The 26,334-nt window shown below is 66.8% G+C and carries 21 protein-coding genes; 6 read left to right on the top strand and 15 right to left on the bottom strand.

Going from position 1 to position 26,334, the window contains the following annotated elements:
* The first annotated feature begins 271 nt into the window (after positions 1–271).
* The gene (locus tag ACR65J_RS08605) at positions 272–1,189 is read left to right on the top strand and encodes a GerMN domain-containing protein (RefSeq protein ID WP_440167813.1); all 918 of its coding nucleotides are present in this window, start codon (positions 272–274) and stop codon (positions 1,187–1,189) included.
* On the opposite strand, the gene ACR65J_RS08600 is transcribed toward ACR65J_RS08605, so the two are convergent.
* From ACR65J_RS08600 to hrcA, 3 genes are all read right to left on the bottom strand, one after another.
* Positions 1,182–1,955, bottom strand: a complete 774-nt coding sequence (locus tag ACR65J_RS08600) for a 16S rRNA (uracil(1498)-N(3))-methyltransferase (RefSeq protein WP_440167811.1) — start codon at positions 1,953–1,955, stop codon at positions 1,182–1,184. The two genes, ACR65J_RS08605 and ACR65J_RS08600, sit on opposite strands and share 8 nt — an antisense overlap.
* 2 nt (positions 1,956–1,957) lie before the next feature.
* Positions 1,958–3,085 carry a molecular chaperone DnaJ gene (dnaJ, locus tag ACR65J_RS08595; protein ID WP_440167809.1) on the bottom strand — a complete coding sequence of 376 codons (1,128 nt, stop codon included), beginning with the start codon at positions 3,083–3,085 and terminating at the stop codon, positions 1,958–1,960.
* Positions 3,086–3,172: 87 nt separating this feature from the next.
* The gene (gene hrcA, locus ACR65J_RS08590) at positions 3,173–4,186 is read right to left on the bottom strand and encodes a heat-inducible transcriptional repressor HrcA (protein ID WP_440167808.1); all 1,014 of its coding nucleotides are present in this window, start codon (positions 4,184–4,186) and stop codon (positions 3,173–3,175) included.
* Between the two features lie 171 nt (positions 4,187–4,357).
* Between hrcA and ACR65J_RS08585 the strand changes: the two genes are divergently transcribed.
* Both ACR65J_RS08585 and ACR65J_RS08580 read left to right on the top strand, forming a co-directional pair.
* On the top strand, positions 4,358–5,209 hold the full coding sequence (locus ACR65J_RS08585; protein WP_440167806.1) for a DUF3097 domain-containing protein: 852 nt from the start codon (positions 4,358–4,360) through the stop codon (positions 5,207–5,209).
* Between the two features lie 119 nt (positions 5,210–5,328).
* Complete coding sequence (locus ACR65J_RS08580; RefSeq protein ID WP_141941485.1) at positions 5,329–5,739, top strand: DUF4870 domain-containing protein; 411 nt, start codon at positions 5,329–5,331, stop codon at positions 5,737–5,739.
* 117 nt (positions 5,740–5,856) lie between these two features.
* Here ACR65J_RS08580 and hemW read toward each other — a convergent pair whose 3' ends face one another.
* Both hemW and lepA read right to left on the bottom strand, forming a co-directional pair.
* Entirely contained in the window at positions 5,857–7,086 is a 1,230-nt protein-coding gene (gene hemW, locus ACR65J_RS08575) for a radical SAM family heme chaperone HemW (protein WP_440167804.1), read from the bottom strand.
* A gap of 25 nt (positions 7,087–7,111) precedes the next feature.
* The gene (gene lepA, locus ACR65J_RS08570; RefSeq protein ID WP_440167802.1) at positions 7,112–8,968 is read right to left on the bottom strand and encodes a translation elongation factor 4; all 1,857 of its coding nucleotides are present in this window, start codon (positions 8,966–8,968) and stop codon (positions 7,112–7,114) included.
* A 175-nt stretch (positions 8,969–9,143) separates the two neighbouring features.
* Here lepA and ACR65J_RS08565 point away from each other — a divergent pair, with 175 nt between their 5' ends.
* Both ACR65J_RS08565 and rpsT read left to right on the top strand, forming a co-directional pair.
* A complete protein-coding gene (locus ACR65J_RS08565; RefSeq protein ID WP_440167800.1) occupies positions 9,144–9,692 on the top strand; it encodes a type II toxin-antitoxin system PemK/MazF family toxin in 549 nt (182 codons plus the stop codon).
* A 169-nt stretch (positions 9,693–9,861) separates the two neighbouring features.
* Positions 9,862–10,122 carry a 30S ribosomal protein S20 gene (gene rpsT, locus ACR65J_RS08560; RefSeq protein ID WP_018761400.1) on the top strand — a complete coding sequence of 87 codons (261 nt, stop codon included), beginning with the start codon at positions 9,862–9,864 and terminating at the stop codon, positions 10,120–10,122.
* Positions 10,123–10,320: 198 nt separating this feature from the next.
* Here the strand turns inward: rpsT and holA are convergent, their stop codons facing one another.
* The 7 genes from holA to leuS all read right to left on the bottom strand — a co-directional run bounded on the left by holA (position 10,321) and on the right by leuS (position 20,110).
* On the bottom strand, positions 10,321–11,214 hold the full coding sequence (gene holA / locus ACR65J_RS08555; RefSeq protein ID WP_440167798.1) for a DNA polymerase III subunit delta: 894 nt from the start codon (positions 11,212–11,214) through the stop codon (positions 10,321–10,323).
* Complete coding sequence (locus ACR65J_RS08550; RefSeq protein ID WP_440167796.1) at positions 11,163–13,106, bottom strand: ComEC/Rec2 family competence protein; 1,944 nt, start codon at positions 13,104–13,106, stop codon at positions 11,163–11,165. Before ACR65J_RS08550 ends, holA begins: the two co-directional genes overlap by 52 nt.
* A 198-nt stretch (positions 13,107–13,304) precedes the next feature.
* Positions 13,305–14,285: a ComEA family DNA-binding protein gene (locus ACR65J_RS08545; protein WP_440167794.1), complete on the bottom strand. Its 981-nt coding sequence runs from the start codon at positions 14,283–14,285 to the stop codon at positions 13,305–13,307.
* Between the two features lie 92 nt (positions 14,286–14,377).
* Positions 14,378–15,025, bottom strand: coding sequence for a hypothetical protein (locus tag ACR65J_RS08540; protein WP_440167792.1), 648 nt, complete (start codon positions 15,023–15,025; stop codon positions 14,378–14,380).
* A 240-nt stretch (positions 15,026–15,265) separates the two neighbouring features.
* Positions 15,266–16,087 carry a hypothetical protein gene (locus ACR65J_RS08535; protein WP_440167790.1) on the bottom strand — a complete coding sequence of 274 codons (822 nt, stop codon included), beginning with the start codon at positions 16,085–16,087 and terminating at the stop codon, positions 15,266–15,268.
* Between the two features lie 411 nt (positions 16,088–16,498).
* Complete coding sequence (locus ACR65J_RS08530; RefSeq protein ID WP_440167788.1) at positions 16,499–17,497, bottom strand: DegV family protein; 999 nt, start codon at positions 17,495–17,497, stop codon at positions 16,499–16,501.
* An 87-nt stretch (positions 17,498–17,584) separates the two neighbouring features.
* Positions 17,585–20,110, bottom strand: coding sequence for a leucine--tRNA ligase (gene leuS / locus ACR65J_RS08525; RefSeq protein WP_440167786.1), 2,526 nt, complete (start codon positions 20,108–20,110; stop codon positions 17,585–17,587).
* 288 nt (positions 20,111–20,398) lie between these two features.
* On the opposite strand from leuS, the gene ACR65J_RS08520 reads away from it, so the two are divergent.
* Positions 20,399–21,931, top strand: coding sequence for an FAD-dependent oxidoreductase (locus ACR65J_RS08520; RefSeq protein WP_440167784.1), 1,533 nt, complete (start codon positions 20,399–20,401; stop codon positions 21,929–21,931).
* A 95-nt stretch (positions 21,932–22,026) separates the two neighbouring features.
* Here the strand turns inward: ACR65J_RS08520 and glpK are convergent, their stop codons facing one another.
* From glpK to ACR65J_RS08505, 3 genes are all read right to left on the bottom strand, one after another.
* Complete coding sequence (gene glpK, locus ACR65J_RS08515) at positions 22,027–23,541, bottom strand: glycerol kinase GlpK (RefSeq protein WP_440167783.1); 1,515 nt, start codon at positions 23,539–23,541, stop codon at positions 22,027–22,029.
* Positions 23,542–23,583: 42 nt separating this feature from the next.
* Positions 23,584–24,333, bottom strand: coding sequence for an MIP/aquaporin family protein (locus ACR65J_RS08510; RefSeq protein WP_440167782.1), 750 nt, complete (start codon positions 24,331–24,333; stop codon positions 23,584–23,586).
* Positions 24,334–24,424: 91 nt separating this feature from the next.
* Positions 24,425–26,251, bottom strand: a complete 1,827-nt coding sequence (locus ACR65J_RS08505; protein ID WP_440167780.1) for a glycerol-3-phosphate dehydrogenase/oxidase — start codon at positions 26,249–26,251, stop codon at positions 24,425–24,427.
* Positions 26,252–26,334: the final 83 nt, after the last annotated feature.

Raw genomic sequence — 26,334 nt, 5'->3', positions numbered from 1 at the left:
TGCGGTACAGACGCCACGACAGGGACAGCACCCCGTGCCGGCTGCAAAATGCGGCGTTAGGTATCAACTTCATATCGGCCTCATATCGTTCCCGTTGCAGTTGCGGCCCGGGAGGCCAAAGTGCGGCTGGGAGGACCTCCCCCTGTGCAATGCTGGAAATCCAGCGTCTGCTGGAACGCCAGGCCGCCAGGGGGATCGGCCCGCCACGCCAGGAAAGGACAAGGGCAGGACAGTGCCGGAAACCTCTGTGCCCGAAAGGGCAGGACGACCGATGGGCCGCCTGCGCCCGGCCGTCCTCGCAGGAATCCTGGTGCTCGTTCCGGCCCTTGCAGCCTGCACCGCCGAGACCGGACCATCGCCCGCCGGCACAACCGCGTCAGTGCCCGCCACCGGCGGCACCATGCCGGACACGCCCGCCACCAGCGCCCCGCTGGAAACCACCCAGTCCTCCAACAAGGCCCCCGTGTACTGGATCGGCCGCAGCGGCGGGAATATCTTCCTCTACCGTGAGTTCCGGGACGTCCCGGAACAGGAGAACCCGGTGACCCGGGCACTGCGCGCCATGATGTCGGAGAAGCCGCTGGACCCCGACTTCTTTACGCCCTGGCAGAACCCGGACAAACTCGCCACCTCCATTTCGGGCAAGGACATCATCACCGTTGACGTCTCCGCAGACGCCTTCAACAGCAATCTCGACGCCGACATGGCGGCCCGCGCCGTCCAACAGCTGATCTACACGGCCACTGCTGCTGCCGCGAGCTCGGGGCTGATCGACACAGGACAGCAGGTCCGGGTGCGGATCCTCGTGGACGGCCACACAGACTACGTGGCGTTCGGAAAAGTCCAGCTGGGCGCACTGATGACCCGTGCCGCCGGCCTGGTGGCGCCGGTCTGGATCATTGATCCCCAGGAGAACACCGAGGTGCCCGCCGGCAGCGTAAAGATCACCGGACGCAGCACGTCCCCGGGGGCAAAGCTCCGCTGGCAGATCCTGCAGTCCGGGGACGGCGGCAGCAAAGCGCCCTTCCTGGCCGGTGAGACCACGGCCGGGGCCGGGCAGGGGCAGGCAGGCGTCTTCGCGCTGGCACTCAATTTGCCGCCGGGCGACTATGAGCTCCGGGTGGCCCAGGCAGGGTCCGGCGGGGAGCCGGACCGCAATGAGGACACGCGCTCCTTCAAGGTCAGGTAGCAGCCCAACGGCCGAGGATGTCGCTTGCCAGCACGACGGCGGCCGGGCCGGCGGTGGAGGACCGGAGGACGTGGTGCCCCAAGAGGGCGGTCACGGCGCCTTTATCGCAGAGTTTGGTGACTTCCCGGGGACTGATCCCGCCTTCCGGGCCGACGATCAGCAGGACTTCCCGGATCCCGTCCCGTGCACTCCCCTGCCACCCCTCAAGGACGGCGCGCAATGGACGCACAGCGTCTTCGTGCAGGATGACCGCCAGGTCCGCGGCCTCCACGGCAGCGGAGAGCCCGGCCGTTTCGACGGCGGCCCGGACCTCGGGAATCCAGGCCCGCCGTGCCTGCTTGGCGGCCGCGGCGACGGAAGACTCCCACTTGGCATGGGCGCGGGCGGCCCTGTCGCCTTTCCAGCGGACGATGGACCGTTCGGACTGCCAGGGTATGACGGCGTCGATCCCCAGTTCGGTGGCCGTCTCGATCGCCAGTTCATCGCGGTCGCCCTTCGCCAGGGCCTGCACCAGCACCAACCGGATGCCGGGCCTTTCTTCCACCGCGACGGAGCCGCACTCCACCTCGAGCCCGGAGGGAGCTGCGGAGACCACCTTTCCGGTCATGCGGGTGCCGGCGCCGTCGACGATGTCCACCGCCTCGCCCGGAGACAGGCGTTTGACGGTCACGGCGTGCCGCGCCTCCGCCCCTTCGAGGATAAAGGTCCGGCCGGGGGCCATGCCCGCCAGGGAACCGGCGGAGGTGAAGAAGACGGGGTTGCTCACCGCTACAGGTTACCGAGCCGGTCCCGGAGCTTGGCGAACATGCCGCCGCTGGCCGCGAGCTTGCCTTCGGTGATCTGTTCGCTACGGAGTTTGGCGAGCTGCCGGAGGAGGTCCTCCTGCGCGGGGTCGAGCTTGGCGGGAGTGTCGACCTGGAGGTGGACCTTCAGGTCCCCGCGGCCGTATCCCCTCAGGTGCGTGACACCCAGGCCTCGCAGCGTGATGATCTCGCCGGACTGGGTTCCGGGCTTGACGTCGATGTCCTGGGTACCGTCGAAGGTTTCCAGGCTGACGTCCGTACCCAGCGCAGCCGCGGTCATGGGAATGTGCAGGGTGGCATGCAGGTCGTCGCCTTCCCGCACGTAGGTGGCGTCATTGTTGACACGGATTTCCACATACAGGTCGCCGGCCGGGCCGCCTGCGGGTCCGGCTTCGCCCTGCCCGGAGAGCTGGATCCGGGTACCGGTGGCCACGCCAGCGGGAACCTTGATGGTCAGCGACCGGCGGCTGCGGATCCGGCCCTGGCCGCTGCATTCGTTGCAGGGGTCCTTGATGACCGTGCCGAAGCCTTCGCAGGTGCCGCAGGGAGCGGCCGTCATGACCTGGCCCAGGATGGAGCGCACGGCCCGCTGGACCTGCCCGCTGCCGCCGCAGATATCGCAGCGCTCAGGGTGGGTGCCGGGCCGGCAGCAGGATCCGTCACAGGTGGGGCAAACCACGGCGGTGTCCACTTCGAGCTTCTTGTTCACGCCGAACACCGCGTCCCGAAGGTCGATCCGGACGCTGATCAGGGCGTCCTGGCCGCGGCGGACGCGGGACGCCGGGCCGGACGTGCCGCCGGCGCCGAAGAAGGTGTCGAAAATGTCCTGGAACGCGAAGCCCTGGCCTGCGTAACCGGCACCGCCGAAGCCGTTGTCCGTGCCGTTCTCGTTGCCCGTGGTGTCGTAGATCCTCCGCTTTTGGGGGTCGGAAAGGACCTCGTAGGCGTGAGTTACTGCCTTGAAGCGTTCTGAAGCGTCCGCACCGGGGTTTACGTCCGGGTGAAGGGTTCGGGCCAGTTTGCGGTAGGCCTTTTTGATCTCTTCACCCGTAGCTTCGGGTGAGACTCCAAGGACGTCATAGTGGCTGCTCAAAGTTCGTATCTCTTCCTTGTTGTACTGCGTTCAGTTGGGCGGCCCCGCTCTGTACTCCGGGCCGGAACAGGCTCCGGCGGCGAAGAGTCAAGGCCCCAAGATCCTGGAAAGGTAGCGGGCCACAGCCCTGACGGCGGCCATGGTGGTGGGGTAGTCCATCCTGGTTGGGCCGAGGATCCCTACCTTCGCGACGCTGTCCGGGCCGTAGCCGGTGGCCACCACGGAAGCTTCGGCAAGGCCGTCATAAGGGTTCTCCCTTCCGATACTGACAGCCACTCCCCGGTGGTCCTGGGCCATTTCGCTCAGCAGCCGCAGCATCACCACCTGCTCCTCGAGCGCCTCCAGCACGGGACCGATGCTGAGGGGGAAGTCCACGTTGGACCTGGCCAGGTTGGCCGTTCCGGCCATGACCATCCGGTCCTCCCGGGTATTTTGTGCCAAGCCCTCCAGGCCCAACGCCAGCGCGTGCGCGGCCTGGCGTTGGCCGTGTGCGGTTCCGGCTACGACGGCGGGAAGCACCTTGGCCAGCTGGCTCAGCGGTGTTCCGGCCAGCGCGGCAAGGAAACGCGTACGGAGCGAAGCCAGCGCGTCGTCGCCCAGGTCCTGCCCGACGTCGATGACCCGTTGCTCCACCGTGCCGCTGTTGGCAATCAGCACCACGAGCACCTTGCGGGGGGCCAGCAGCACGAACTCGATATGGCGCACCAGCGCCTTGCTGAGGTGCGGGTACTGGACCACGGCCACCTGGTTGGTCAGCTGCGACAGCAGCCGGACGGTGCGTTCCAGGACGTCATCAAGGTCGTCTGCGCCTTCCAGCAGGGTCTGGATGGCCCGGCGTTCTGCCGCGGACAGGGGCTTCACCGCCGAGATCTGGTCAACAAACAGACGGTAGCCCTTGTCCGTGGGAATTCGACCTGCGCTGGTGTGCGGGGCCGTGATCAGCCCCTCGTCCTCCAGGGCCGCCATGTCGTTCCGGATGGTTGCGCTGGAAACGCCAAGATGGTGCCGCTCGACCAGCGCCTTCGAGCCGACAGGTTCGCGGGAGTGGACGTAGTCCTCCACGATGGCCCGCAGCACTTCCAGTTTGCGTGGCTCGGTCACTCTCCACCTCCATCCAAGCTCCGGGGCGCATGCCCCGCCACGTGTCACCAGCGTTAGCACTCGACATGCCTAAGTGCTAACAGTCTATTATGCCTCGGCCCGTTGTTAGCATTGGTACCGCTCCGGGCGGAATTCCGGTGCGCAGGACCTAGCGCTAGGCGGATTGAATCCATGGATTACCAAAACTGGGGGCCCCGCGGGATATCCGCCCCGGCCAAGGCGGAGTTGCCCGAGGTGCCGGTGGAACGGGGCATGGTGCTCGAGGATGTCCAATCAGGCTGGGTTGGCGCCGTCACGCGGGTGGAGAAGTCCGGCGGCATGCATGTTGTGGCGCTGGAGGACCGCCGCGGGAAATCCCGATCCTTCAAGCTCGGCTTCGGTTTCCTCCTCGAGGGGCGGCCCATCCGGCTGATGCCCCCGGTGCCCCGTCCGGCAGCTGCAGGTCCTTCCGCCGGCAGGACGGCCTCCGGCTCCGTCCGGGTCGCCGGCCAGCGTGCCCAGGTCGCGAAAGCAAGCCGCATCTGGGTGGAAGGCAAGCACGACGCCGAACTGGTGGAAAAGGTCTGGGGAGACGACCTGCGGGTGGAAGGCATCGTCGTCGAACCCCTGCACGGCATTGACGACCTCGCCGCAGCAGTTGCGGACTTCAAACCCGGTCCGGGCCGGCGCCTTGGTGTCCTCGTTGACCACCTCGTTCCCGACTCCAAGGAATCGCGTATTGCCGCCGCCGTCATGGCCTCCCCCGGCGCGGCCGGCAACGTCCTGATCGTGGGACACCCCTACGTGGACGTCTGGCAGGCCATCCGGCCCACTGTCCTGGGCATCGAGGCGTGGCACGCCGTGCCCCGCGGACAGGACTGGAAGACCGGAATCCTGAAAGCCTTCGGCTGGCCCCACGCCACCAAGGAGGACATCGGCCTGGGATGGCAAAAACTGCTGGGTGCCGTGCGCACGTACGCGGACCTGGAAGCGTCGCTGCTGGGGCGGGTTGAGGAAGTGATCGATTTCCTCACCGTGCCCTGAAGGCCCGGCACCGCTCCGAAAGCCAGTATTCTTGGTAGTGCAGCGCCTTTTCCCAAAGGCGCTGAGCACCGCGCCCGTACATGATGTCAGCACCACTTGCACCTCCGAAGGAACAGACTGTGGCAGAAAACGCACGTGATCACAGGGATGGCCAGGGCCGCTCCGAGTACCATGGCGTCCCCGCCAATGCCCTGCCGCTCACGGCCAGCGAGGACCGCCAGTGGGCCACGCTCGCGCATTTCGGCGGGATCCTGGGTTGCGTCCCCTCGCTGCTGATCTACCTGATCTTCCGTGACCGCGGCCCGTTCACCGCGCAGGAGTCCAAAGAAGCACTGAACTTCAGCCTGCCGCCCACCATCGCCGCCGTGCTGGCCAACATCCTGGTGTTCATCCCCTACGTGGGGAACATCTTCGCGGTGATCGCCACGTTGATCTGGGTGGCGCTTACCTGCTTCTCCGTGGCGGCAGGGATCCATGTCAACAAGGGCCAGCCGCACCGCTACCAGTACAACCTTCGCTGGATCAAGTAGGCCCCGCCGGCTCCCAGCCCTCGCAAGCTCGGGCAGGGGCCCCCGCCGCCGTGGGCCCACCCACCAGCGCCCTAGACCCGCGAGCCCGGCCAGGGAACCCTGCGGGCGTGGACCCAGTCAGTCGGGCAGGATGCGGCGGACTACTGCGTCCGCCAGGAGCCTGCCCTTGAGCGTCAGGACCAGGCGCCCCCGGAACGCAGCGGCAGGATCCACCAGGCCGTCCGCGATCAAGCCGGCGATCTGGTGCCGGCCCCCAGGGCTGAGTGTGGCGACATCAAGCCCTGACCGAAGACGCGCCTCCAGCATCACCCGCTCCAGGTTCCTGGTTTCGGCATCCAGGGTCTCCCTGCCCGCCGCAGGCGACAGTCCCTGGGACAGGCGGTTTGCATACGCGGACGGGTGCTTCACGTTCCACCAGCGCACCCCGCCCACGTGCGAATGCGCGCCGGGGCCGATGCCCCACCAGTCGTCGCCGCGCCAGTACGCCAGGTTGTGGCGGCACGCGTGTTCCGGGTTTCGCGCCCAGTTGCTGACCTCGTACCAGCCGAGTCCGGCTTGGGTGATCAGCTGGTCGGCGAGTTCGTACTTGTCGGCGTGGTCGTCGTCGTCGATTCCCGGAACCTCGCCGCGGCGCATCTGCGCGGCCAGCTTGGTGCCGTCCTCGACAATCAGGGCGTAGGCGCTGATGTGGTCCGGCTGGTAGGAGAGGGCAGTCTCCAGGGAGTGGCGCCAGTCGGCCAGCGACTCCCCCGGCGTGCCGTAAATCAGATCCAGGCTGACATCCAGTCCTGCCTCCCGCGCCCACTGCACCACCTGCGGAACCCTGCTGGGTGTGTGGGTGCGGTCCAGGACCTTGAGCACGTGCGGAACGGCGGACTGCATGCCGAAGGAGACCCTGGTGAAGCCCGCCTCCTTGAGGACGGCGAGGGATTCAGGTGTGACCGAATCAGGGTTGGCTTCGGTGGTGACCTCGGCGCCGTCCTCGATGCCCCACTGGTCGATGGCAGCGCGAAGGATCAAGGCGAGGGCATCAGCCGGCAGCAGGGTGGGTGTGCCGCCGCCGAAAAAGACCGTGCCGAGCTTCCGCTCCGGCAGCCCGGAGCGCGTCATCGCGGTGGCGGCCAAGGACACTTCCGACACCGCGGTTTGGGCGTAGGCATCCTGTGACGCGCCGCCGCCCAGTTCCGTGGCGGTGTAGGTGTTGAAGTCGCAGTACCCGCAGCGGACGGCGCAGAACGGGATGTGGACGTACAGGCCAAAGGCCCGCGCCGCCGCACCGTCCGCCGCCTGTGCAGGCAGCAGACCGTCCGACGGCGCCGGGTCGCCGAGGGGAAGGACGCTGGGCATCAGCGGGTCCCCTGCTGCGCGGTGGTCACTTCTTCTTGGCCTTGTCCTTTGATTCGTCGGTGGTGAGGGCAGCGATGAACGCCTCCTGCGGAACCTCCACGGTTCCCACCATCTTCATGCGCTTCTTGCCTTCTTTTTGCTTCTCCAGCAGCTTGCGCTTACGCGAGATATCACCGCCGTAGCACTTGGCCAGCACGTCCTTGCGGATGGCCCGGATGCTTTCGCGGGCGATGATCCTGGAACCGATGGCCGCCTGGATGGGCACCTCGAACTGCTGCCGCGGGATGAGTTCGCGGAGCTTGCCGGTCATCATCACACCGTAGGCGTACGCCTTGTCCCGGTGCGTGATGGCGCTGAAGGCGTCCACCTGTTCGCCCTGGAGCATGATGTCGACCTTCACAAGGTCGGCAACCTGCTCGCCGTCGGCTTTCCAGTCAAGAGAGCCGTAGCCGCGCGTTTTTGACTTCAGGATGTCGAAGAAGTCGAAGACGATTTCCGCGAGCGGCAGGCGGTAGCGGATTTCCACCCGGTCCTCGGAAAGGTAGTCCATCCCGTTCATAACGCCGCGGCGTGACTGGCACAGTTCCATGATGGCGCCCACGAACTCGTTGGGGGCCAGGATGGTGGCGGAGACCATGGGTTCGCGCACCTCGGCGATTTTGCCGGTGGGGTACTCGCTGGGGTTGGTCACGCGGACCACCCTCTTGTCCTCCAGGGTCACCTCGTATTCCACGTTGGGTGCGGTGGAGATGAGGTCCAGGTTGTATTCGCGCTCCAGGCGTTCGCGGGTGATCTCAAGGTGCAGGAGACCCAGGAAGCCCACCCGGAACCCGAAGCCCAGCGCAGCCGAGGTCTCCGGTTCGTACACCAGCGCGGCGTCATTGAGCATGAGCTTCTCGAGGGCGTCCCGGAGTACAGGGTAGTCGGCGCCGTCCAGCGGGTAAAGGCCGGAGAACACCATGGGCTTGGCGTCGGCGTAGCCGGGGAGCGACTGGGCGGCCGGTTTGGCAAGGTTGGTGACAGTGTCGCCCACCTTGGACTGCCGGACATCCTTCACGCCGGTGATCAGGTAGCCCACTTCGCCGACGCCCAGGCCCTTGGAGGGCGTGGGCTCCGGGGAGCTGACCCCGATTTCCAGGAGCTCGTGGGAGGCCCTGGTGGACATCATCTGGATGCGTTCACGCGGGTGCAGCATCCCGTCCATCACGCGGACGTAAGTCACCACGCCGCGGTAGGTGTCGTAAACCGAGTCGAAGATCATGGCGCGGGCCGGCGCATCCGGGTCGCCCTTCGGCGCAGGCAGGTCGCGGACGATCTTGTCCAGGAGGGCTTCCACGCCGACGCCGGTCTTGCCGGACACTCGCAGGACATCCTCAGGATCGCCGCCGATCAGGTTGGCCAGCTCGGCGGCATATTTCTCGGGCTGGGCCGCCGGCAGGTCGATCTTGTTCAGGACCGGAATGATCGTGAGGTTGTTTTCCATCGCCAGGTAGAGGTTGGCAAGCGTTTGGGCCTCGATGCCCTGGGCTGCGTCCACCAGCAGGATTGCGCCCTCGCAGGCAGCCAGCGACCTGGACACCTCATAGGTGAAGTCCACGTGGCCCGGGGTGTCGATCATGTTCAGCGCGTAACTGACACCGTCCACCTCCCACGGCATGCGGACCGCCTGCGACTTGATGGTGATGCCGCGTTCGCGCTCAATGTCCATCCGGTCCAGGTACTGGGCCTTCATGTCGCGCGCCTGGACCACGCCGGTGGACTGCAGCATCCGGTCAGCCAGGGTGGACTTGCCGTGGTCAATGTGCGCGATGATGCAAAAGTTCCGAATAATTGCCGGATCTGTCGCGGCGGGCACCGGTGCGGTGCGGGCCATGGGAGACACGCAGGGTCCTTACTGTTGGCTTTTCTGCAGCCATCCGCCAGGCACGCGAAGGGCGCCTGCGGTCCAGCCGCACGTCTTTAACGTCCAGTGTCCCACGTCCGCGACCCCGCCACCGCATCCCGACCGGCTTCTGCGCGCTGTTTCAACGGCGCAGCCCCGCCGATAAGCTGTCGGGATGGCCATTGATCTCCGCTCCCTGGCAAACGCTGTCCGCCGTGGCCTGCGCATGCTGCAGACACAGCCCAAGGCCCAACAGCCGGTCCCCGGCCAGCACCGCGGCGGAAAGCGGCCCGCCCCCGGCGAAGGTACTCCCGCCGAATCCGCCGCCTATCCCGGGGATTACCGCGGCCGCGGCTCTGTCCGCTACGCCCCTCAGCCCGATGGCGACCCGGATCCGGGCGAAGTGGTGTGGGCCTGGGTGCCCTATGAGGAGGATCACGGCAAGGGAAAAGACCGCCCGGTGCTGTTGGTGGGGCATAACGGCCCGTTCCTCCTGGGACTGATGCTGACGAGCAGGGACCGGGTTCCTGCCGGGACGTCGTCCCCGGACTACGTGGACCCTGGCTCCGGGGGGTGGGACAAACAGGGCAGGGACAGTGAGGTGCGGCTGGACCGTATCCTCCAGATCCGCCCGGACGCGATCCGGCGCGAAGGCGCGGTCCTGGACAGGGTGCGGTTTGAAAAGGTGGCAGCCGGACTGCGGCGGCGACACGGCTGGACCTGACCACCTGAAATGGCCAGGGCGGCCGCTGACCTGCTAATCTTTATTGCTGTGTGTCCGTGCAGGTCGACGGTCACTGATGGCTGGCCGCCATAGGTATCCCCACGCCGCTCAGTCAAGGCCAGCCTGAAAGCCCTCTAGACCATTTCCGCATTACAAAGAGAGTTCACACGTGGCGAATATCAAGTCCCAGAAGAAGCGCATCCTGACCAACGAGAAGGCCCGCCTGCGCAACAACGCAGTCAAGTCCGAGCTGAAGACGGCCATCCGCGCCGTCAACACCGCTGTTGAGTCCGCTGACAAGGAAGCTGCTACTACTGCGCTCGTTTCTGCCAGCCGTAAGCTGGACAAGGCTGTCAGCAAGGGTGTTCTGCACAAGAACAACGCAGCGAACCGTAAGTCGGCGATCTCCAAGAAGGTCAACGCACTCTAAGGTTTCCAGTTCCCACGAACTGATGGTGTGGCCGGTACCCTCGGGTGCCGGCCACACGCTTTTAGGCCGGGGCGCCTTCAGGTCCGGGCGCCTTTAGGACCGCCGCTCCAGGAGCCGCGGCAGCACGCCGTCGAACATCCCCGGCACATGCCGGAATGGAGTGCGGGGAGCTTACAGGTCCCGTGGACGCGCTGTGGGCTACCTGCCCTGGACGGACATGGCAATCACGGTGACGGCATGCTCCACCGCGTAGACGGGGTCCCGGGACAAGCCCTTGACCTGCGCGTCAGCTTCTGCCGTGGCTTGGATGGACCGCACCAGGCCTTCCGGGGTCCAGCGCCGGACGTCGCGCTGCGCCTGTTCCACCAGCCAGGGCTGCATGCCCAATTCCGCCGCGATCTGCGCGGACGATCCGGAGGCACCTGCCACCCGTGCCACCGTCCGCAGCTTGGATGCGAGTGCAGCGACCAGCGGTACGGGGTCAGCGCCGGTGGCAAGGGCGTGGCGCAGCGTCGACAGGGCAACGGGTGCGTTTCCAGCCATGGCAGCGTCGGCCACCTTGAAGGCGGTCGCTTCGACCCGGCCGCCGTAATACTTGTCCACGGTGTCAGTGGTGACGGTGCTTCCCGCATCGGCGATCAACTGGGCGCAGGCGGCAGCAAGTTCTGACAGATCCGCTCCCACGGCGTTCACCAGGGCCTGCACGGCGTCCTGGTTGATGCGTCGTCCGGCTGCCTTGAACTCCGCGGAAACGAATTGGACCTTGTCCGCATCCTTCTTCAAGGGCTGGCACTCGACGACGGGCCAGCCATCTTTCCTGATGGCATCGAGCAGCTTTTTGCCGCGGGCTCCGCCTGCGTGGCGAAGCACGACGACGGCGTCCTCCTCCGGGTGCTGCAGGTAACCGAGGGCATCGGCAAGGAAGGCGTCATTCATGCCTTCGACGGCTTCGACCTCGATGAGCTTGCTTTCGCCGAACAGTGACGGGCTCACCTGCATGGTCAGGGTGCCTGCCTCATAGGCGGCCGCGTTGATGCGGCTCACTTCCACGTCCGGCGCGGCCGCCCTGACCTGGGACCGGATTCTGTCCATTGCCCTGATGCCCAGGTATTCTTCCGGACCGCCCACCAGGACGATCCGGGCCGGGGTGACGTCCCGCCAGGAGGCTGTGTTGGACGCCGGGGAGCGGGGTGCTCGCTTTTGCGCAGCGGCCATCGACAGTTCCTTCCGGAGGTTTTCTTGCAGTATCCCAGCCTGCCACGTCTGCGCCCGCGGTCCAAGCTGCGGATGCCGCCCAAGCGTTGCAGCCGGAGCTCCAGCAGCTCCAGGGCCGCCACGGTTCGGGTGTGCGATTTCCGGACATGGTGAAGGAGCCGGACGGGCCTTGCCGCTGCCCAAACAACGCTAAGCGACAGGACCGACAGCAGCACCATCGACAGCATCCCGGGCGCCCCTTCCGGCCAGGGAAGCGACGAGCCCGGCAGCTGGGCTGCGATCCTGGCCGTGGCGGCGACGCCGGTGCTGAAGGTTCCCGCAACGGCTATCAACGCCGTGGCAGCCCACGGCAGCACCACCACCAGGGGCACGGCTGCTGTTCCCAACAGGGTCACGGGAGCCACCAAAGGCGAAGCGACGACGTTAGCCACCAGCGAATAGGTCGCAAACTGGGGCTGCAGGAGCACGATGACCGGCCCGCACAGCAGCTGGGCGGACAACGGAACCGCTATCGCGGCAGCCAGCCATCGCGGGACTGCCACAGGTATCCAACCGACGATTCTCCGTCCCAGGAGGATGATCCCCAGTGTGGCCAGGACGGAAAGCAGGAAGCCGAAGCTCGTACCCAGGGCCGGATCCACCAGCAGCAGCCCCAGGACGGCCAGGCACAGGAAGCTCAGCCCACGGCCAGGGCGTCCACCGGCCAGGGCGGCGACCCCGATTGCTCCCATCAGCGCCGCCCGCAGGACGCTGGCATCAGGTCCCACCAGGACCACGAACAGCGCCAGGCCGCCGAGGGCCGCGGCTGCGGCGGGGGCGCGCGGCAGCCGGAACCGCCGGGACAGCAGCAACAGCGCTCCCAGTACCAGGCTGCAGTTTGCCCCGCTGACCGCCGTAAGGTGCGTCATACCAACGGCCTTCATCGCGTTGTTCAGTCCCTCGTCCAGGGCACTGGTGTCACCGGTGACCATCCCTGGCAGAAGCCCGCGGGCATCGGGCGCCAGGAAAGCCGAGGCGGAAACGAAACGGCCCCGAAGATCCTTGGCCGGCCCCTCCAGCAGTGAGCCGTCCGCCGCCTTGCCGGGAGCCGTGGAAGCAGCCAGGTATCCCGCCTCCTGCCCGCCAAGGTCTGCCGGCCGCAGCTTCCCCGCGGCGCGCAACGTTTGCCCTGGCACCACGGCGCCCCACCCCTGCCCGCCCATCACGACGAGCCGTGCGCGGGTGCGCACCAGGACGCCGCCCGTGGTCACCTCCCTCGTCCACACCGGCACCGACCAGCGTTCCGCCGCCCCTCCAGGGCCTCCCAGTACGCGCGGGTTTGCGGCTACCTCAACGACGGCGACGGCTGACTTGCCAGCCGCAATGGCCTCGGCCAGGGGCCCGTCGAACCGTTGGCTTGACGCTGCCGCGGAGTGGGCCGCCGCCGCGGCGGCCAGCATCAGGGAGACGCCCAATGCTGCCCGGAAGCTTCGGCCCCGGGCGCTGCGGCTCCCCGGCCCCGATGCGCGGCCGACGGCGGCACCAACCTTTCCTGCCCGTCCGGCCTTCGCAGCGCGGGCGAGGGAAAAGGCGCCGAGTGCCGCCAGCGCACAGCACAGGGCGGCCAGTTCCGTGGGCGGGAGCCAGAGTCCGGCCACTGAGGCGGCCCACACCAGTGCCGCGGGCAGGGCAAGCCGGAGGTCGGTGCGGCGCCGGGATCCTGCAGAGCGGGCGTCACTTGCCTCCTGGCCCTTGCCGCTATCGGCCATCCGCTTGCGAACGTGTTCCACGCCCTGGACCAGCGCTGTCGAAGGATGCTCTGTCCCTGGGGAAGCCGTGGCCGCCCTGCCTGGGTAGGTGCCCTGAACTGCGGATTCGACGAACCGGCTCCAGGGACTCCTGGCTCCCTCCGGCCTGCTGGCGTCCCCCTGCCTTCGCTGGTCTGTAGCCCTGCCTGTCCTGCCCTTCTTTGCTGCCACCGGGACGCCTTAGACCGTCACCAACGGCAGCAGGGCTTCAAGCATCTTCGGCCCGACGCCATCCACCGCGTCCAGTTCTTCAACGCTCGTGAAAGGACCATGGTCCTTGCGCCAGTCAACAATCCGCTGCGCGAGCACCGGCCCGACCTTCGGCAGCATGTCCAGCTCGGCAGCATCAGCGGTATTGAGATTAATCTTCTTGCCGGCTGCCGCTCCTGGCTGGCCCGTGCGGTTGGACCCACTGCCACTCGACCCGGCATCTACGGCTCCTGTGCCGCCCGGGTCGGTTCCACCGGACTCGAAGGAATCGGCTGCGGAAGGCACCGGCTCCCCGCGCTGCGGAACATAGATCTTCTGCCCGTCCTCCACCACCAGGGCCAGGTTGAGCCGGTTCACGTCAGCGTCCGGGACCGGACCGCCAGCGGCAGCAATGGCGTCATCCACGCGGCTGCCTTGTTGGAGCCTGATGACACCGGGCGTGGCTACGGCTCCTGCGACGTGCACCACCACAAGCCCGCCGGGAGTTGGCTGTCCCGGGCCGCTGCCCGGATCCCCGCCGCCTGTTTCTCCGCCATCTACGTCGCCGGATTCCGTATCCGCGGGCGGAGTGCTGTCAGCAGCGGTTCCGCGGGCTCCCGCAGTCTTCCCGCCGGCACTGGCACCGCTTAGGGGCAGGACCTCCGGGGATCCCGCCCCTGCCTGCCACCAGAAGCAGGCTCCCGCAGCCACTGCCAGGGCACCCAGCAGCAGGGCAACCCGCAGTCCCACCCGCCACCGGAGCGACGGCACACCGCCGGACCCGCTCCCCGGGCTGCCGGTTTCCGACCCGCCTGTTTTGGTCCCACCTGTTTCGCCGGGGCCGCGGTACTCAAAACCGCCACCGGGTCCGTCCCCCAGGAGCCCGGGGGGCGCCTCCCCCAGCGTCGCCTGCAGCCGGTCCCTCGCATGACGGGCCTGCTGACGTGCTGCTCCAGCATCCCGGCGTGACATAGCTCCACCCTAGGAACCGCAGCCAGTCGACGGCACAGGCCAAGGGGGCTATGTGGAAAGTTGGGCGCACTGGATGGGACCCGCAGCGGCGGCTACTGCTTCCCCGTCTCTTCGATAAACTCCTGCGCGATCTGCGACATCACCCCAAGAGCCTCTTCCTCGCTTACCGCCATCCTGGTATTGGATCCCATGTCGAGTGACACCGTTCCGGCAAGGACGCGGAGCCCGACGCCAGTGATGTTCCCGTTGATGGATTGCTTCGTCACGTAGGCCTTCTCCCCGACGTCCGGACCCGGAAGAAGTTGAACGGTGAACTTCTGGGGGCCCGTGGCTCCGGACACCGTTTGGTCGAACGTGGCGCAGTGCTCCATCAGCTGCTGGCTGTAGTCAAAGTCGGCTTTGGCGAGGGTTTCCCGGGGAGCGCTTCGCACATCGAAGAGAATCATGCCGGCTCCCTGCCCGCCAAGGTTGAATACCTCCCCCAGGGCAAAGCCCATGGTGAAGTCCAGCTGCGCCTCGTGCTGCCACGATCTGTGGAAAACGTTGCATTCAGCCGGCTCGGTGGGACCGAGGATGGATGATCCCGGAGGGACTGGCGGCTGGGTCATCAACGCGTACGACTTGCGTGCCATGGCCGTGTCCTCGGCTCTTCCGCCGTGTGGCTCCAGGACTTTGCTGCTGATGGCCATGAGTTCCTGGTCCGTGAAGACCTTGGGCGACGCCGTGGTGGGCTCTGCCAAGGGGGTCGTGCTGGATGAGTCTGTCGGGTTAGTACTGCTGCCGGTCGGCGAAGCCGTGTCAGCTGGTTGCCCGGACCCGCATGCGGTGAGGATCAGCAGTCCTGCGCCCAGCATGACGGTTTTTCCGAACTGACCGGCGCACGTGGGGTTTTGCACAGAACTCCTGGTCTGCCGATGCATCCGGATTTCCTCCTGTCTGTTATCACCTGCCGTATATCGGCGCGGCGGGCACGGGCTGGCTCAGAAGTCGATCCCCTTGACGAGGGTAATCAGCTGGTCCCTGGTCTGCTCATCAGTGGGCCCGTCCGGTGAAATCAGGATCTGCGCGGTGAAGATTGCCATGTTCTGCCCGCGGGCGACCATGAGGGACATGATCGTGACCGGAACATCGCTCTCCGGCCTGAGCGACTTCGGTCCGCCCGGTTCCGAACGGGTAACGAGAATCGCTTTGTCGCCAACGCCCTGGATGTTTTGGCCATCCGGCGGCAACGGTCCCGAGAGCGCGGCCGCACCTCCCTGGTGCAGTTCGATGGCGAACACGAGCGAGTCCGGACCCGGTGTGCCCAAGGCGCCAAAGCGGTACCGGCAGCTGCCCTCACCCGGGAGAACCTGCGCCTGGGTGGTGGCACCGAAGGCCTGCTTGAGAGCGTCGGTGCTGACCAGGGCGCATACGGGGCTGTTCGTGGAAGCCTGCGGTCCCACAGGCGGCGCATGCGGAACACGAAGTTCACTGCCGTTGCCCCACCCGCCGTCGACGGCTGCCTGGGCCAGTGCGTGCGCGGAAGCGTTGCCGTCCGGTACCGGAGTTCCTGCTGCGAGAGGCGGCATGGCCACGATGCGCAGGTCGAGGGACTCGTTGCCCCTGACGGCCTTGAGCACCGTATTTGCCGACGCCCCACCGGGCTCGCCGCGGAACCACCCCGTCCACTGCATGCAGGCGAAGTCCCCGATGCCATCCACCGCTGAGCAGTCGGCGGCCTTTTTCGTTTCGGCGATTTGGGCGGCCGATGCGGGCGACGTCAGCGATACCGACAGCGCAAGTACCTTGTCGTACTTGCTCATGTAGCTGCACAGATAGGCCGGACTGCCCGCAGGTTTGCCACTTTGCCCCATTTGGACCAGCCCGGGGTCCACCTTGGCGGCGATCGTGGGCGTAATCAGGTCACAGGCAGGGCTCCCGGATCCGGTTGCCTGGGGCTGGGTTGGCGATGAGGGGCCGCCTCCCTGTGAGCATCCAGCCAGGACGAAAGCCAGTACGGCCGGGAGGGCGAGGACTGTCCAAAAAGCGCGAATTTCGGGAGCACGCATGTTTTCCTCCGGTCCCCTGGCTGCTGTCCCGAAGCGGAACGGGACTGACGCGAAGACACTACGGATTCCCGTAGATTCCCACCAGAGGCCAAGGACCTTGCGGACGAGGTGGGGTTTCCAAAGCCTGGCTTGAGGGCTTGAGCGGAGCGCCCACGGACATGCGCCCTACCCTGGCAGGTGGGAACTTTCCGGCGCGGCGGCGGTCCTGCCAACAATGACGGCCAGCACGCCGAGCCCCGCATGGGCTGCCAGGACGGCAGGAAGCGAACTGATCTGGGCTGGAGGGCACTCTGGAAGGGCCGCCTCCAGCCGCACCGCCAGGCTCTCCGCTTCCTCAGGATTGCCGAAGTGGTGGACGGCCAGGACCACGGAGTCCCCTGGATGCGGCGCAGCCGCGGCCACAACGATTTCCTCAAGCCGCGCCACCGCCCGCGCCGCCGAACGCACCTTTTCCAGCGGGACTATCCTGCCGCCGTCGACCGCCAGGATTGGCTTGATGGCGAGCATGGTCCCCAGGAGCGACGCCGCAGCCCCGATCCGTCCGCCGCGGCGCAGCTGCTCCAGGCTGGGCACATAGAAAAAGACCTTGGTACGTCCAGCCTGGGCCGCTGCCGCAGCGGCCACTTCAGTCCGGTCACCGCCGACCGCCGCCACCGCCACCGCCGCCTGCACTGCCATGCCCTGCGCCATGCCGACGGTCCCGGTGTCAACCACGTCCACCGGAATCCCCACCTTGGCTGCAGCCAGCCGTGCAGCGTCCGCCGTGCCCGAGAGTTCGCCTGAGATGTGCACCGAAACAATTCCCTCAAACCCCCGCAGTTCCGCGGCACGGAAGGCCTGCTCGAACTGCCCGGGGGACGGCCTGGACGTTTTCACCGGTGACCCGGCGGCCAGGGCCACGGCAATGGTTTCCAGAATGTCGTCTTCGCCCTCGCCGTAGATTTCCGCGCCGACCATGACCGGCATCGGAGTCACTGTAAGGATGCCGTCCCGCGGCAGTGCGCTGACATAATCCGCCGGCAGGGCGGCCGCTGAGTCCGTGACGACGGCGGTGCGCACCACGGCGCTCCCGCCCGGGCGCCTGGTCCCGGGCCGGGCAGCAGGACGGAGGCCCGACAGCCGTGCACGGACCCACGGCCAGGCTGCGGCGTTACTGTCGGGCAAGGTGCCTCCTGGCGACGGTGTCCGGCTCGAACAGCACCGGCCGCCGGAAAGTCTCCGGCGGCCGGTGCATCACTGCGGGTGCAGCAACTATGCCGGAACGATGTTGACCAGCTTAGGCGCACGGACGATCACTGTGCGGATGCCCCGGCCGTCCATGGCACGCTGGACGTTCTCCGATGCGAGGGCCAGCTCGCGCAGCTGGCCCTCGGAGACGTCCGGGGACACCTCCAGCCGGTCGCGGACCTTGCCCTGCACCTGGACGACGGCGGTGACCGTGTCCTGGACCAGGAGGGCGGGGTCGTGGGCCGGCCAGCCTGCGTTGGCCACCGATGCAGGGTGCCCCAGCAGGTTCCACATGTCCTCTGCGGTGTACGGCGCGAACAGGCTGAGGATCACGGCAACCGCTTCGGCGGCTTCGCGGACGGCAGGATCGGCTGCGCCCGCACCCGCGTCGATGACCTTGCGCGTGGCGTTGACCAGCTCCATGAGCTTGGCCACCACCACGTTGAACTTGTTGGCATCCAGCAGTTCGGCGGCGTCGGCGATGGTGCGGTGCGTTACCGAACGCAGCCCGCGGTCTCCGGTTGCGGCGTCCACACCGGGTTCGCTGGTGACGTCCTGGGCGAGGCGCCACGCGCGGGCCAGGAACTTGGCCGAACCGGACGGCGACACGTCCGCCCAGTCGACGTCGTCCTCGGGCGGGGAGGCGAACACCATGGTGAGCCGGACAGCGTCCACGCCGTACTTGTCGAGCTGTTCGCCGAGGTCCACGCCGTTGCCCAGCGACTTGCTCATTGCCTTTCCGCCGTTGAGCACCTGGCCTTGGTTGAGGAGGGCACTGAAGGGTTCGTCGGCATCGATCATGCCGAGGTCGTGGATGACCTTGGTGAAGAAGCGGGCGTACAGCAGGTGGAGGATGGCGTGCTCCACGCCGCCCACATACTGGCCCACGGGCATCCAGTCATTGATCTTCTGCGGATCGAAGGGGCCTTCGGTGTAGTGCGGCGAGACGAAACGCAGGAAGTACCAGGACGAGTCCACGAACGTGTCCATGGTGTCCGTATCCCGCTTGGCGGGGCCGTGGCAGGTGGGGCATTCCACGTTGACCCATTCCTCCGCCGCGGCGAGCGGCGAGGTGCCCTTGGGTGCCAGGTCCTCACCGCGGAGGTCCGAGGGCAGGGTTACCGGCAGCTGTTCATCCGGTACGGGGACTTCACCGCAGGACGGGCAGTGGATGATGGGGATGGGCGTACCCCAGAAGCGCTGGCGGCTCAGCAGCCAGTCGCGGAGCCGGAAGTTCACGAACTTCTCGCCAGTACCCTGCCGTTCCAGCATGGCAATGGCGGCCGGGATGGCGTCAGCCTTGGGCAGGCCGTCCAGCTCGCCCGAGTTGATCAGGGTGCCTTCCCCCGCCGTTGCGGTGCCGGACACGGCGGGGTCCTCCTCGCCGGTGTCCAGGACCGCGCGGACCGGCAGGTCGAAGGTCTTGGCGAAGTCGAGGTCGCGCTGGTCGTGGGCAGGGACGGCCATGATGGCGCCCGTGCCGTAATCCGCCAGGACGTAGTCGGCGGCCCATACGGGCAGCTTCTCCCCGTTCAGCGGGTTGATGGCGTAGCGGCCGGTGAAGACGCCGGTCTTCTCGCGCTCTGTGGACTGGCGTTCGATCTCGGAGAGCACCTTGACCCGTTCGCGGTAGTCGTCCAGGGCAGCAGCGTGCTCGTCCGTGACAAGTTCGACGGCGAGCGGCGCGTCGGCGGCCACCACGAAGAAGGTTGCCCCGTACAGGGTGTCCGGGCGGGTGGTAAAGACCGTGACGTCCTTGGCGGGCCTGCCGCCGTCGGCTTCGATCACGAAGTTCACGTGCGCACCCTCGGACCGGCCGATCCAGTTCTTCTGCATGGCCAGGACGCGTTCGGGCCAGTGGCCGCGGAGCTCGTCCATGTCATCCAGCAGGCGGTCCGCGTAGTCGGTGATCTTGAAGTACCACTGGTTCAGGGACTTCTTGGTCACGGTGGTGCCGCAGCGCTCGCAGGCGCCGTTGACAACCTGCTCGTTGGCCAGGACGGTCTGGTCCTTGGGGCACCAGTTGACCGGGGAATTCTTGCGGTAGGCAAGGCCGCGCTCGTAGAAGCGCTTGAACAGCCACTGCGTCCAGCGGTAGTACCCGGGATCGGAGGTGTGCAGCCGGCGCGACCAGTCGGCGGAGATGGCGTACCTCTTGAAGGAGGCTGCCTGGGTGTCGATGTTGGCGTACGTCCACTCGCTGGGGTGGGCGTTGCGCTTGATGGCGGCGTTCTCCGCGGGCAGGCCGAAGGAGTCCCACCCGATGGGGTGCAGGACGTCGTAGCCCTTTTGCCGCAGGTAGCGCGCCACCACGTCGCCCATGGCGAACGCCTCGGCGTGGCCCATGTGCAGGTCGCCGGACGGGTACGGGAACATGTCAAGCACGTAGCGGCGCTCCCGCGACCCGTCGTCCACCGGGGTGAAAACCTTGAGGTCTTCCCACACCTGGGGCCATTTGGCCTCCATGGCGGTGAAACTGTAGGTGCCCTCTTCAGGCTCCGCCGATACTGTTGTTGCTGTTCCGGTCTCTGTCTCCGGCTGAACGCCCACTGCTGCCCTCTTCTGTTCTGTTACGGCATCTGTGCTGCCATAACGGCCTGATCCTCCTGCTGCCGGCCCGGCGCCATGCCCCGGACACACAAAAGCCCCTCTCCATGGAGGGGCTGCCGCTCAGCTGTCCGATAATCGGAGCCGGCGGCTAACTAAGCAGAAGGATCGCACGCATGGATCTACTTTAGCGCACCGGCACGTTGCCTGCCTCAGCCGGGCCTTACGGCCCGTTGCATTGCCCGGGGCAAGCGCGCATGATCATCCCACAACGTTGGGAGGCGGCACACGATGTCAGAGGCAACCACCGCCGGCCCTCCTGAAGGGCAGCCCCTCTCCCTGTGGCTGGCCACCGCCGGCACCACCGACTTCCCGGAATTGCACGGCACCGTGGAAGTGGACGTGGCAATCATCGGCGGGGGCGTGGCCGGGTTGACGGCAGCGCTGGCCCTGAAGCGTTCGGGCCGCTCGGTGGCGGTCCTTGAAGCCGGCCGGATCGGCACCGGCGTCACCGGGCACACCACGGGCAAGGTAACTTCCCTGCATCGCCTCGCGTACACGGAGCTCCAACGCAATCACGGCGCGTCCGCCGCCCGAACCTATGGGCTGGCGAACCAGGCCGCCCTGGAATACATCGGCGGCGTGGTGGCGGCGGAGGGCATCTCCTGTGGTTTCCGCCGGGTTGCCAATTACACGTTTACCGCAGGGCCTGACATGCTGCCGCAGGTGCGGGCAGAAGCCGCGCTCGCGGCCGGCCTCGGCCTGCCCTCGACCTTCACGGCGGATGTACCGCTGCCCTTTCCCGTGGCCGGCGCCGTCCGGTTTGACGGCCAGGCGCAGATTCATGCCGTCCAGTACCTCCAGGGCGTAGCTGGGAAAGTGGACGGAGGCGGCAGCTTCGTCTTCGAGCGGACGCGCGCCCTGGAGTTGCGCGAGGGCACCCCCGTCACCGTGGTCGCCGCCAACGGGACAGTGCTGGCCGGGGACGCGATCGTGGCCACGAACATTCCCTTCGGCGACCACGGACGGTTTCAAGCACTGTGCCTGCCGCACCGCTCGTATATTGTCGCCGCGCCGGTTGATGCCCCTCCCCTGGACGCGACCTTCATCAGCGCCGATGAGCCGATGCATTCGCTGCTGACGGTTCGGCTGAACGGGGTGACGTTCCTGCTGGTGGGCGGCCAGGGCCACCCCGCCGCCGAGCAGGTGGATCCGGCACTGCGCTATGCGGGCCTGGCGCGTTATGCCCGCGGCCAGTTCGGGGCCGGCAGCGTGGCCTACCGCTGGTCCACCCAGGACGGCTTGCCGCGCGACGGACTGCCCTACGCCGGGCCGCTGAACCCGGACAGCCGGCACGCCTTCGTCATCACCGGCCTGCGCAAGTGGGGCCTGACAAACGGTACGGCCGCAGCCCTGATGCTGGTGGACCTCCTCAACGGCACGCCCAATGAGTGGGCGGCACTGTTTGACAGCAACCGCGCGTCGTCGCCGGCCACAATGCCGGCAGCGGTGCCGGAAGCGGCAGGAGCACCGGCGACCGGGGACACCGTTTCCCGGGAAGGTACCGCACGGGGCACACCGGACCTGGGCCTGGATGACGGCACGGTGGTTGAAACGGACGGGACCAGCACGGCGTGCTACCGGGATACAGCGGGACAGATCCACGCAGTGTCCGCGATCTGCACCCATCTCGGCTGCACTGTCGGTTTCAACCGGGGAGACCGCACATGGGACTGCCCCTGCCACGGTTCCCGGTTCGACGTGTACGGCAAAGTCGTCCAGGGGCCGGCCATCGAGGATTTGCCCCCGCGCCCTGTGCCATGACGTCCCGCGCACTGCCGCCCTGGAAGATCCGCCGCACATGGCAGGGGCCGCCCTGCCTGGAAAAGGCAGGGCGGCCCCGAAAGGTTTGACGAACGTTACCTGACGTCCTCGTCCACCCATTCCATGGACTTGGTGACCGCCTTCTTCCAAAGCCGCATCTGGCGTTCCTGCTCCGCCTTCTCCATCTGCGGTTCCCAGCGCTTGTCTTCAGACCAGTTGGCCGAGCACTCGCCCAGGTCCTTCCAGAACCCAACGGCCAGGCCTGCTGCGTAGGCAGCACCGAGCGCCGTGGTCTCGATGACCTTGGGACGGATCACCGGGACGCCCAGGATGTCCGCCTGGAACTGCATGAGCGCGTCGTTGGCGACCATGCCGCCGTCGACCTTCAACTCGCTCAACGGCACGCCGGAGTCCGCGTTGACCGCGTCCAGCACCTCGCGGGTCTGGAACGCGGTGGCTTCCAGCGCGGCGCGGGCGATGTGGTTCTTGTTGACGAACCGTGTCAGGCCCACGATCGCACCACGGGCATCCGAGCGCCAGTACGGGGCGAACAGACCGGAGAACGCCGGGACGATGTACACGCCGCCGTTGTCCTTCACCGAGGCGGCAAGGGTTTCCACTTCCGGAGCGCTGCTGATCATGCCCAGGTTGTCCCGCAGCCACTGCACCAGGGAGCCTGTAACCGCGATGGATCCTTCCAGGGCGTAATGCGGTTTGGCGTCGCCCAGTTTGTAGCCCACGGTGGTCAGGAGCCCGTTCTTCGAGTGGACGATTTCCTCGCCCGTGTTGAAGATCAGGAAGCAGCCCGTGCCGTAGGTGTTTTTCGCTTCGCCGGCGTCGAAGGCGGCCTGGCCGAAGGTTGCGGCCTGCTGGTCGCCCAGGATGCCCGCCACCGGTGTCTCGCGGAGCAGCTGGGAACTGTGGACCGTGCCGTACACCTCCGAGGAGGACTTGATCTCCGGCATCATGCTGCGCGGAACGCCAAAGATACCCAGGATCTCGTCGTCCCACTGCAGCGTCTCAAGGTCCATGAACAGGGTGCGGGAGGCGTTGGTGACGTCGGTGACGTGGACACCGCCGTCGACGCCGCCGGTCAGGTTCCAGAGCACCCAGGCGTCGGTGTTACCAAAGACCAGGTCCCCGGCCTCTGCCTTTTCCTTGGCACCGTCCACGTTGTCCAGGATCCACTTGATCTTGGTGCCGGAGAAATAGGTGGCCAGCGGCAGGCCAACCTTCTGTTTGAAGCGCTCCGCTCCGCCGTCCTTGGCCAGCTGGTCCACGATGTCCTGGGTGCGGGTGTCCTGCCACATGATGGCGTTGTACACGGGCTTGCCGGTGGTCTTGTCCCACACCACGGCGGTTTCGCGCTGGTTGGTAATGCCGACGGCGGCGATATCGTGCCGCGTCAGGTTCGCCTTTGAGAGTGCTGAAGCGATGACCTCGCGGGTGTTGTTCCAGATCTCCGAGGCGTCGTGCTCCACCCACCCGGCCTGCGGGAAGATCTGCTCGTGTTCCATCTGGCCGGAGGACACAATGGCCCCGCTGTGGTCGAAGATGATGGCGCGGGTGCTGGTGGTGCCCTGGTCGATGGCGATTACGTACTGGTTCATAATGACGTCCTTGTCTTGTTGTTCAAACTGGTTGGTGGAGGCTTAGGCGGCAGCGGTGATGATGATCGGAACGATCCTTGCAACAATCCCGGCCAGGGCGCCGCCGACGAGCGGGCCAACCACCGGGATCCAGGAATAGCTCCAGTCACTGGAGCCCTTGCCCTTGATGGGAAGGACTGCGTGGGCAATGCGGGGTCCCAGGTCACGGGCCGGGTTGATGGCGTAGCCGGTGGGGCCGCCCAGGGAAACACCGATGCCCACCACGAGCAGCGCCACGGCGAGCGGACCAAGTCCCGAGGGGGTGCCACCGAGGGTCAGGATCACGAAGACCAGGACGAAAGTACCGATGATCTCGGTGATCAGGTTCCAGGGCGTGGAACGGATGGCAGGGCCGGTGGAAAAGGTACCCAGCTTGCCTGCAGGCTCGGGCTCGTCATCAAAATGCTGCTTGTAGGCAAGCCAGCAGACCACCGCGCCGAGGAACGCGCCCAGCATCTCGCCACCGAAGTAGGTCAAGGTGGAGGCGACGTCGACGGCGACCCCCGGGGCGAATTCGGGCTTGCCGTTGAGCAGCAGGCCCAGCGTTACGGCGGGATTCAGGTGGGCACCGGACTTGGCCGCGACGAAGACGCCACAGAAGACAGCGATTCCCCACCCCCATGTGACCATCAGGAACCCGCCGTTGTTGCCTTTGGTCCCCCGCAAAGCCACGTTGGCAACGACGCCGCAACCCAACAGGGTCAGCATGCCCGTGCCAAAGACTTCGGAGAGGAAGACTATTCCTAGAGACATCTTTGACTCCTTCTTTGTTTAGTTGTCGGTCCTCCGCGGGTGAAGGACCGTTGGGCCGGGGCGCTGGTGCACCCCGGCCGGCTGCCCGGCCTCAGGAGACCAGGCTGTGCGTTTCCACCCGGTGGAAACGCTGCAGCACGTCCTGTGCGTGCTTGATCTCAGCGGCGCGGGCTGCGGCGTCCCACTTGAGCGGTACAGACAGCACCTCCGCCACTTCGTTGAGGAGTTCTCCGGTGACCAGCCCGCGGAAGGCCAGTGAGGTACGGCGGATGAGGACATCCACCAGGTGCCCCACCTGCTCGTTCGCCGCCATGAATTCCAGCTCCCGGACGCTGAGCTCGCGGGTGGACCGCAGTGCCTGGTCCGGTTCGGCGTCGAGGTATTCGATCACGGCCTCAGCCCGGGTCCCGTACCGGGTCAGCAGCCCGGCGGTGCGGTCAGCGTCGCGGCCGGCGGCCATGTGCGCCTTGATCCACTTCTGGACGCCCGCCTCGTCGGCCGGGAACCCGGCGCCGCCGCCGATGGGGAGCTGCGCCGTCGAAAGCCTGCGCTGCACGCCGAGCTCGCTGAGGACGTCGTTGGTCAGGTGTTCGGCGAGGGCCCGGAACGTGGTCCACTTGCCTCCCACCAGGCTCAGCACGACGGCGCCCGTTCCGTTTGTTCCCGAGGTGCGCCGTTCAATGCGGTAGTCGCGGGACACGAAGCCCGGCTGGGTGGCATCGTGGCTCGGCAGGGGGCGCACACCGGAGAACGTGTACACGATGTCGTCAGGCGTGACGTCAATGGACGGGAAGACGTGGCCGATGAGGTCGAAGAAGTACTGGATTTCCTCGTCGGTGCAGACGGCGTCTTCCGACATGTCTGCGTCGACGTCCGTGGTGCCCACCAGCACGCGGTCACCCATGGGGTAGATGAGGACAATCCGGCCATCGGTGTGCTCAAAGAAGATTTCCCGGCCACGGCAGGCCTCGAGGAGCCCCGGGTGGTCCAGGACGATATGGGAACCCTTGGTGCCGCCCATGAAGGCAGAAGCGGCGCCCATGGCCTCATTGGTCAGGTCCACCCACGCCCCGGTGGTGTTCACGATGATGTCCGCGGTGAAATCGAACTCTTCCCCCGTGAGTTCATCGCGGAGCCGCACGGTGCTCCCCCGGCCGGTCCCCGGGTTGGGGGCGGGAGACATCGACTGCAGGGAGAGGTAGTTGCTGGCACGGGCTGTATCGCCCTGCGTGCTGGTGGTGGCCTGGGCGTTCGCTGCCCTGCCTGCTTTTTCGCCGTCCTGCAGGACGTCGAGGGTCAGCCGTTCAGGGTTGTGCACGGAGGCGTCGAAGTAGGTGGCAGTGTATTTGACGTCCGGCCGGAGGGCGGGCAGTTCCTGGAGGGCCGCCTTGTGGCTGCGGAACTGATGCCGCGGCACGGTGCCGCCGTCCCGGGAAAACGAATCGTAAAGGCTGAGGCCTGCCTTGATGAGGAACGCACCGCGCTCCTTGGGCTTGCCCTGCTGTTTGTGGGTGAGGAAGCGCAGCGGGGCGGACAGGATGCCGGAGAAAGTGCTGAAGATGGGGATGGTTGTCTGCAGCGGCTTGACGTAGTGGGGGGCGATCTTCAGCAGGCGGTTGCGTTCCACCACGGATTCCCGGACCAGGCGGAACTCGCCGTTTTCGAGGTAGCGGATACCGCCGTGGATCATGTGCGATGATGCGCCGCTTGCGCCCTGGCAGTAATCGCCGCGCTCCACCAGCGCGACGTCGACGCCCTGCAGTGCCAGATCGCGGAACGTTCCCACTCCGTTGATGCCGCCGCCCACCACCAGCACCTTTGCGTGCGGACGGCGCCGCAGGCTGTGGACCGACGGGCGCTCGGCCCGCGGCCGGGCTGCAGTTACAGAAGGTTGGACAGTTGGATCCTTGGGTCCCAAAACGACTCCCTTGGGGCTTTGTGTGATGCGGACACCGCTGGGTAGCGCCCGCCGTTCTGCTCTATTGTTTGGAGAAATGGAAA

This window comes from Arthrobacter sp. SAFR-044 (genome assembly GCF_059414985.1).
This window is presented reverse-complemented; position numbering and strand designations above follow the sequence as displayed.

Bases quoted from the DNA above. Each gene is read 5' to 3' on its own strand.
- ACR65J_RS08605 (WP_440167813.1), top strand. From the start codon at position 272: ATGGGCCGCCTGCGCCCGGCCGTCCTCGCAGGAATCCTGGTGCTCGTT.
- ACR65J_RS08585 (WP_440167806.1), top strand. From the start codon at position 4,358: ATGGATTACCAAAACTGGGGGCCCCGCGGGATATCCGCCCCGGCCAAG.
- hemW (WP_440167804.1), bottom strand. From the start codon at position 7,086: ATGCCCAGCGTCCTTCCCCTCGGCGACCCGGCGCCGTCGGACGGTCTG.
- ACR65J_RS08565 (WP_440167800.1), top strand. From the start codon at position 9,144: ATGGCCATTGATCTCCGCTCCCTGGCAAACGCTGTCCGCCGTGGCCTG.
- holA (WP_440167798.1), bottom strand. From the start codon at position 11,214: ATGGACAGAATCCGGTCCCAGGTCAGGGCGGCCGCGCCGGACGTGGAA.
- ACR65J_RS08545 (WP_440167794.1), bottom strand. From the start codon at position 14,285: ATGTCACGCCGGGATGCTGGAGCAGCACGTCAGCAGGCCCGTCATGCG.
- ACR65J_RS08535 (WP_440167790.1), bottom strand. From the start codon at position 16,087: ATGAGCAAGTACGACAAGGTACTTGCGCTGTCGGTATCGCTGACGTCG.
- ACR65J_RS08520 (WP_440167784.1), top strand. From the start codon at position 20,399: ATGTCAGAGGCAACCACCGCCGGCCCTCCTGAAGGGCAGCCCCTCTCC.
- glpK (WP_440167783.1), bottom strand. From the start codon at position 23,541: ATGAACCAGTACGTAATCGCCATCGACCAGGGCACCACCAGCACCCGC.
- ACR65J_RS08510 (WP_440167782.1), bottom strand. From the start codon at position 24,333: ATGTCTCTAGGAATAGTCTTCCTCTCCGAAGTCTTTGGCACGGGCATG.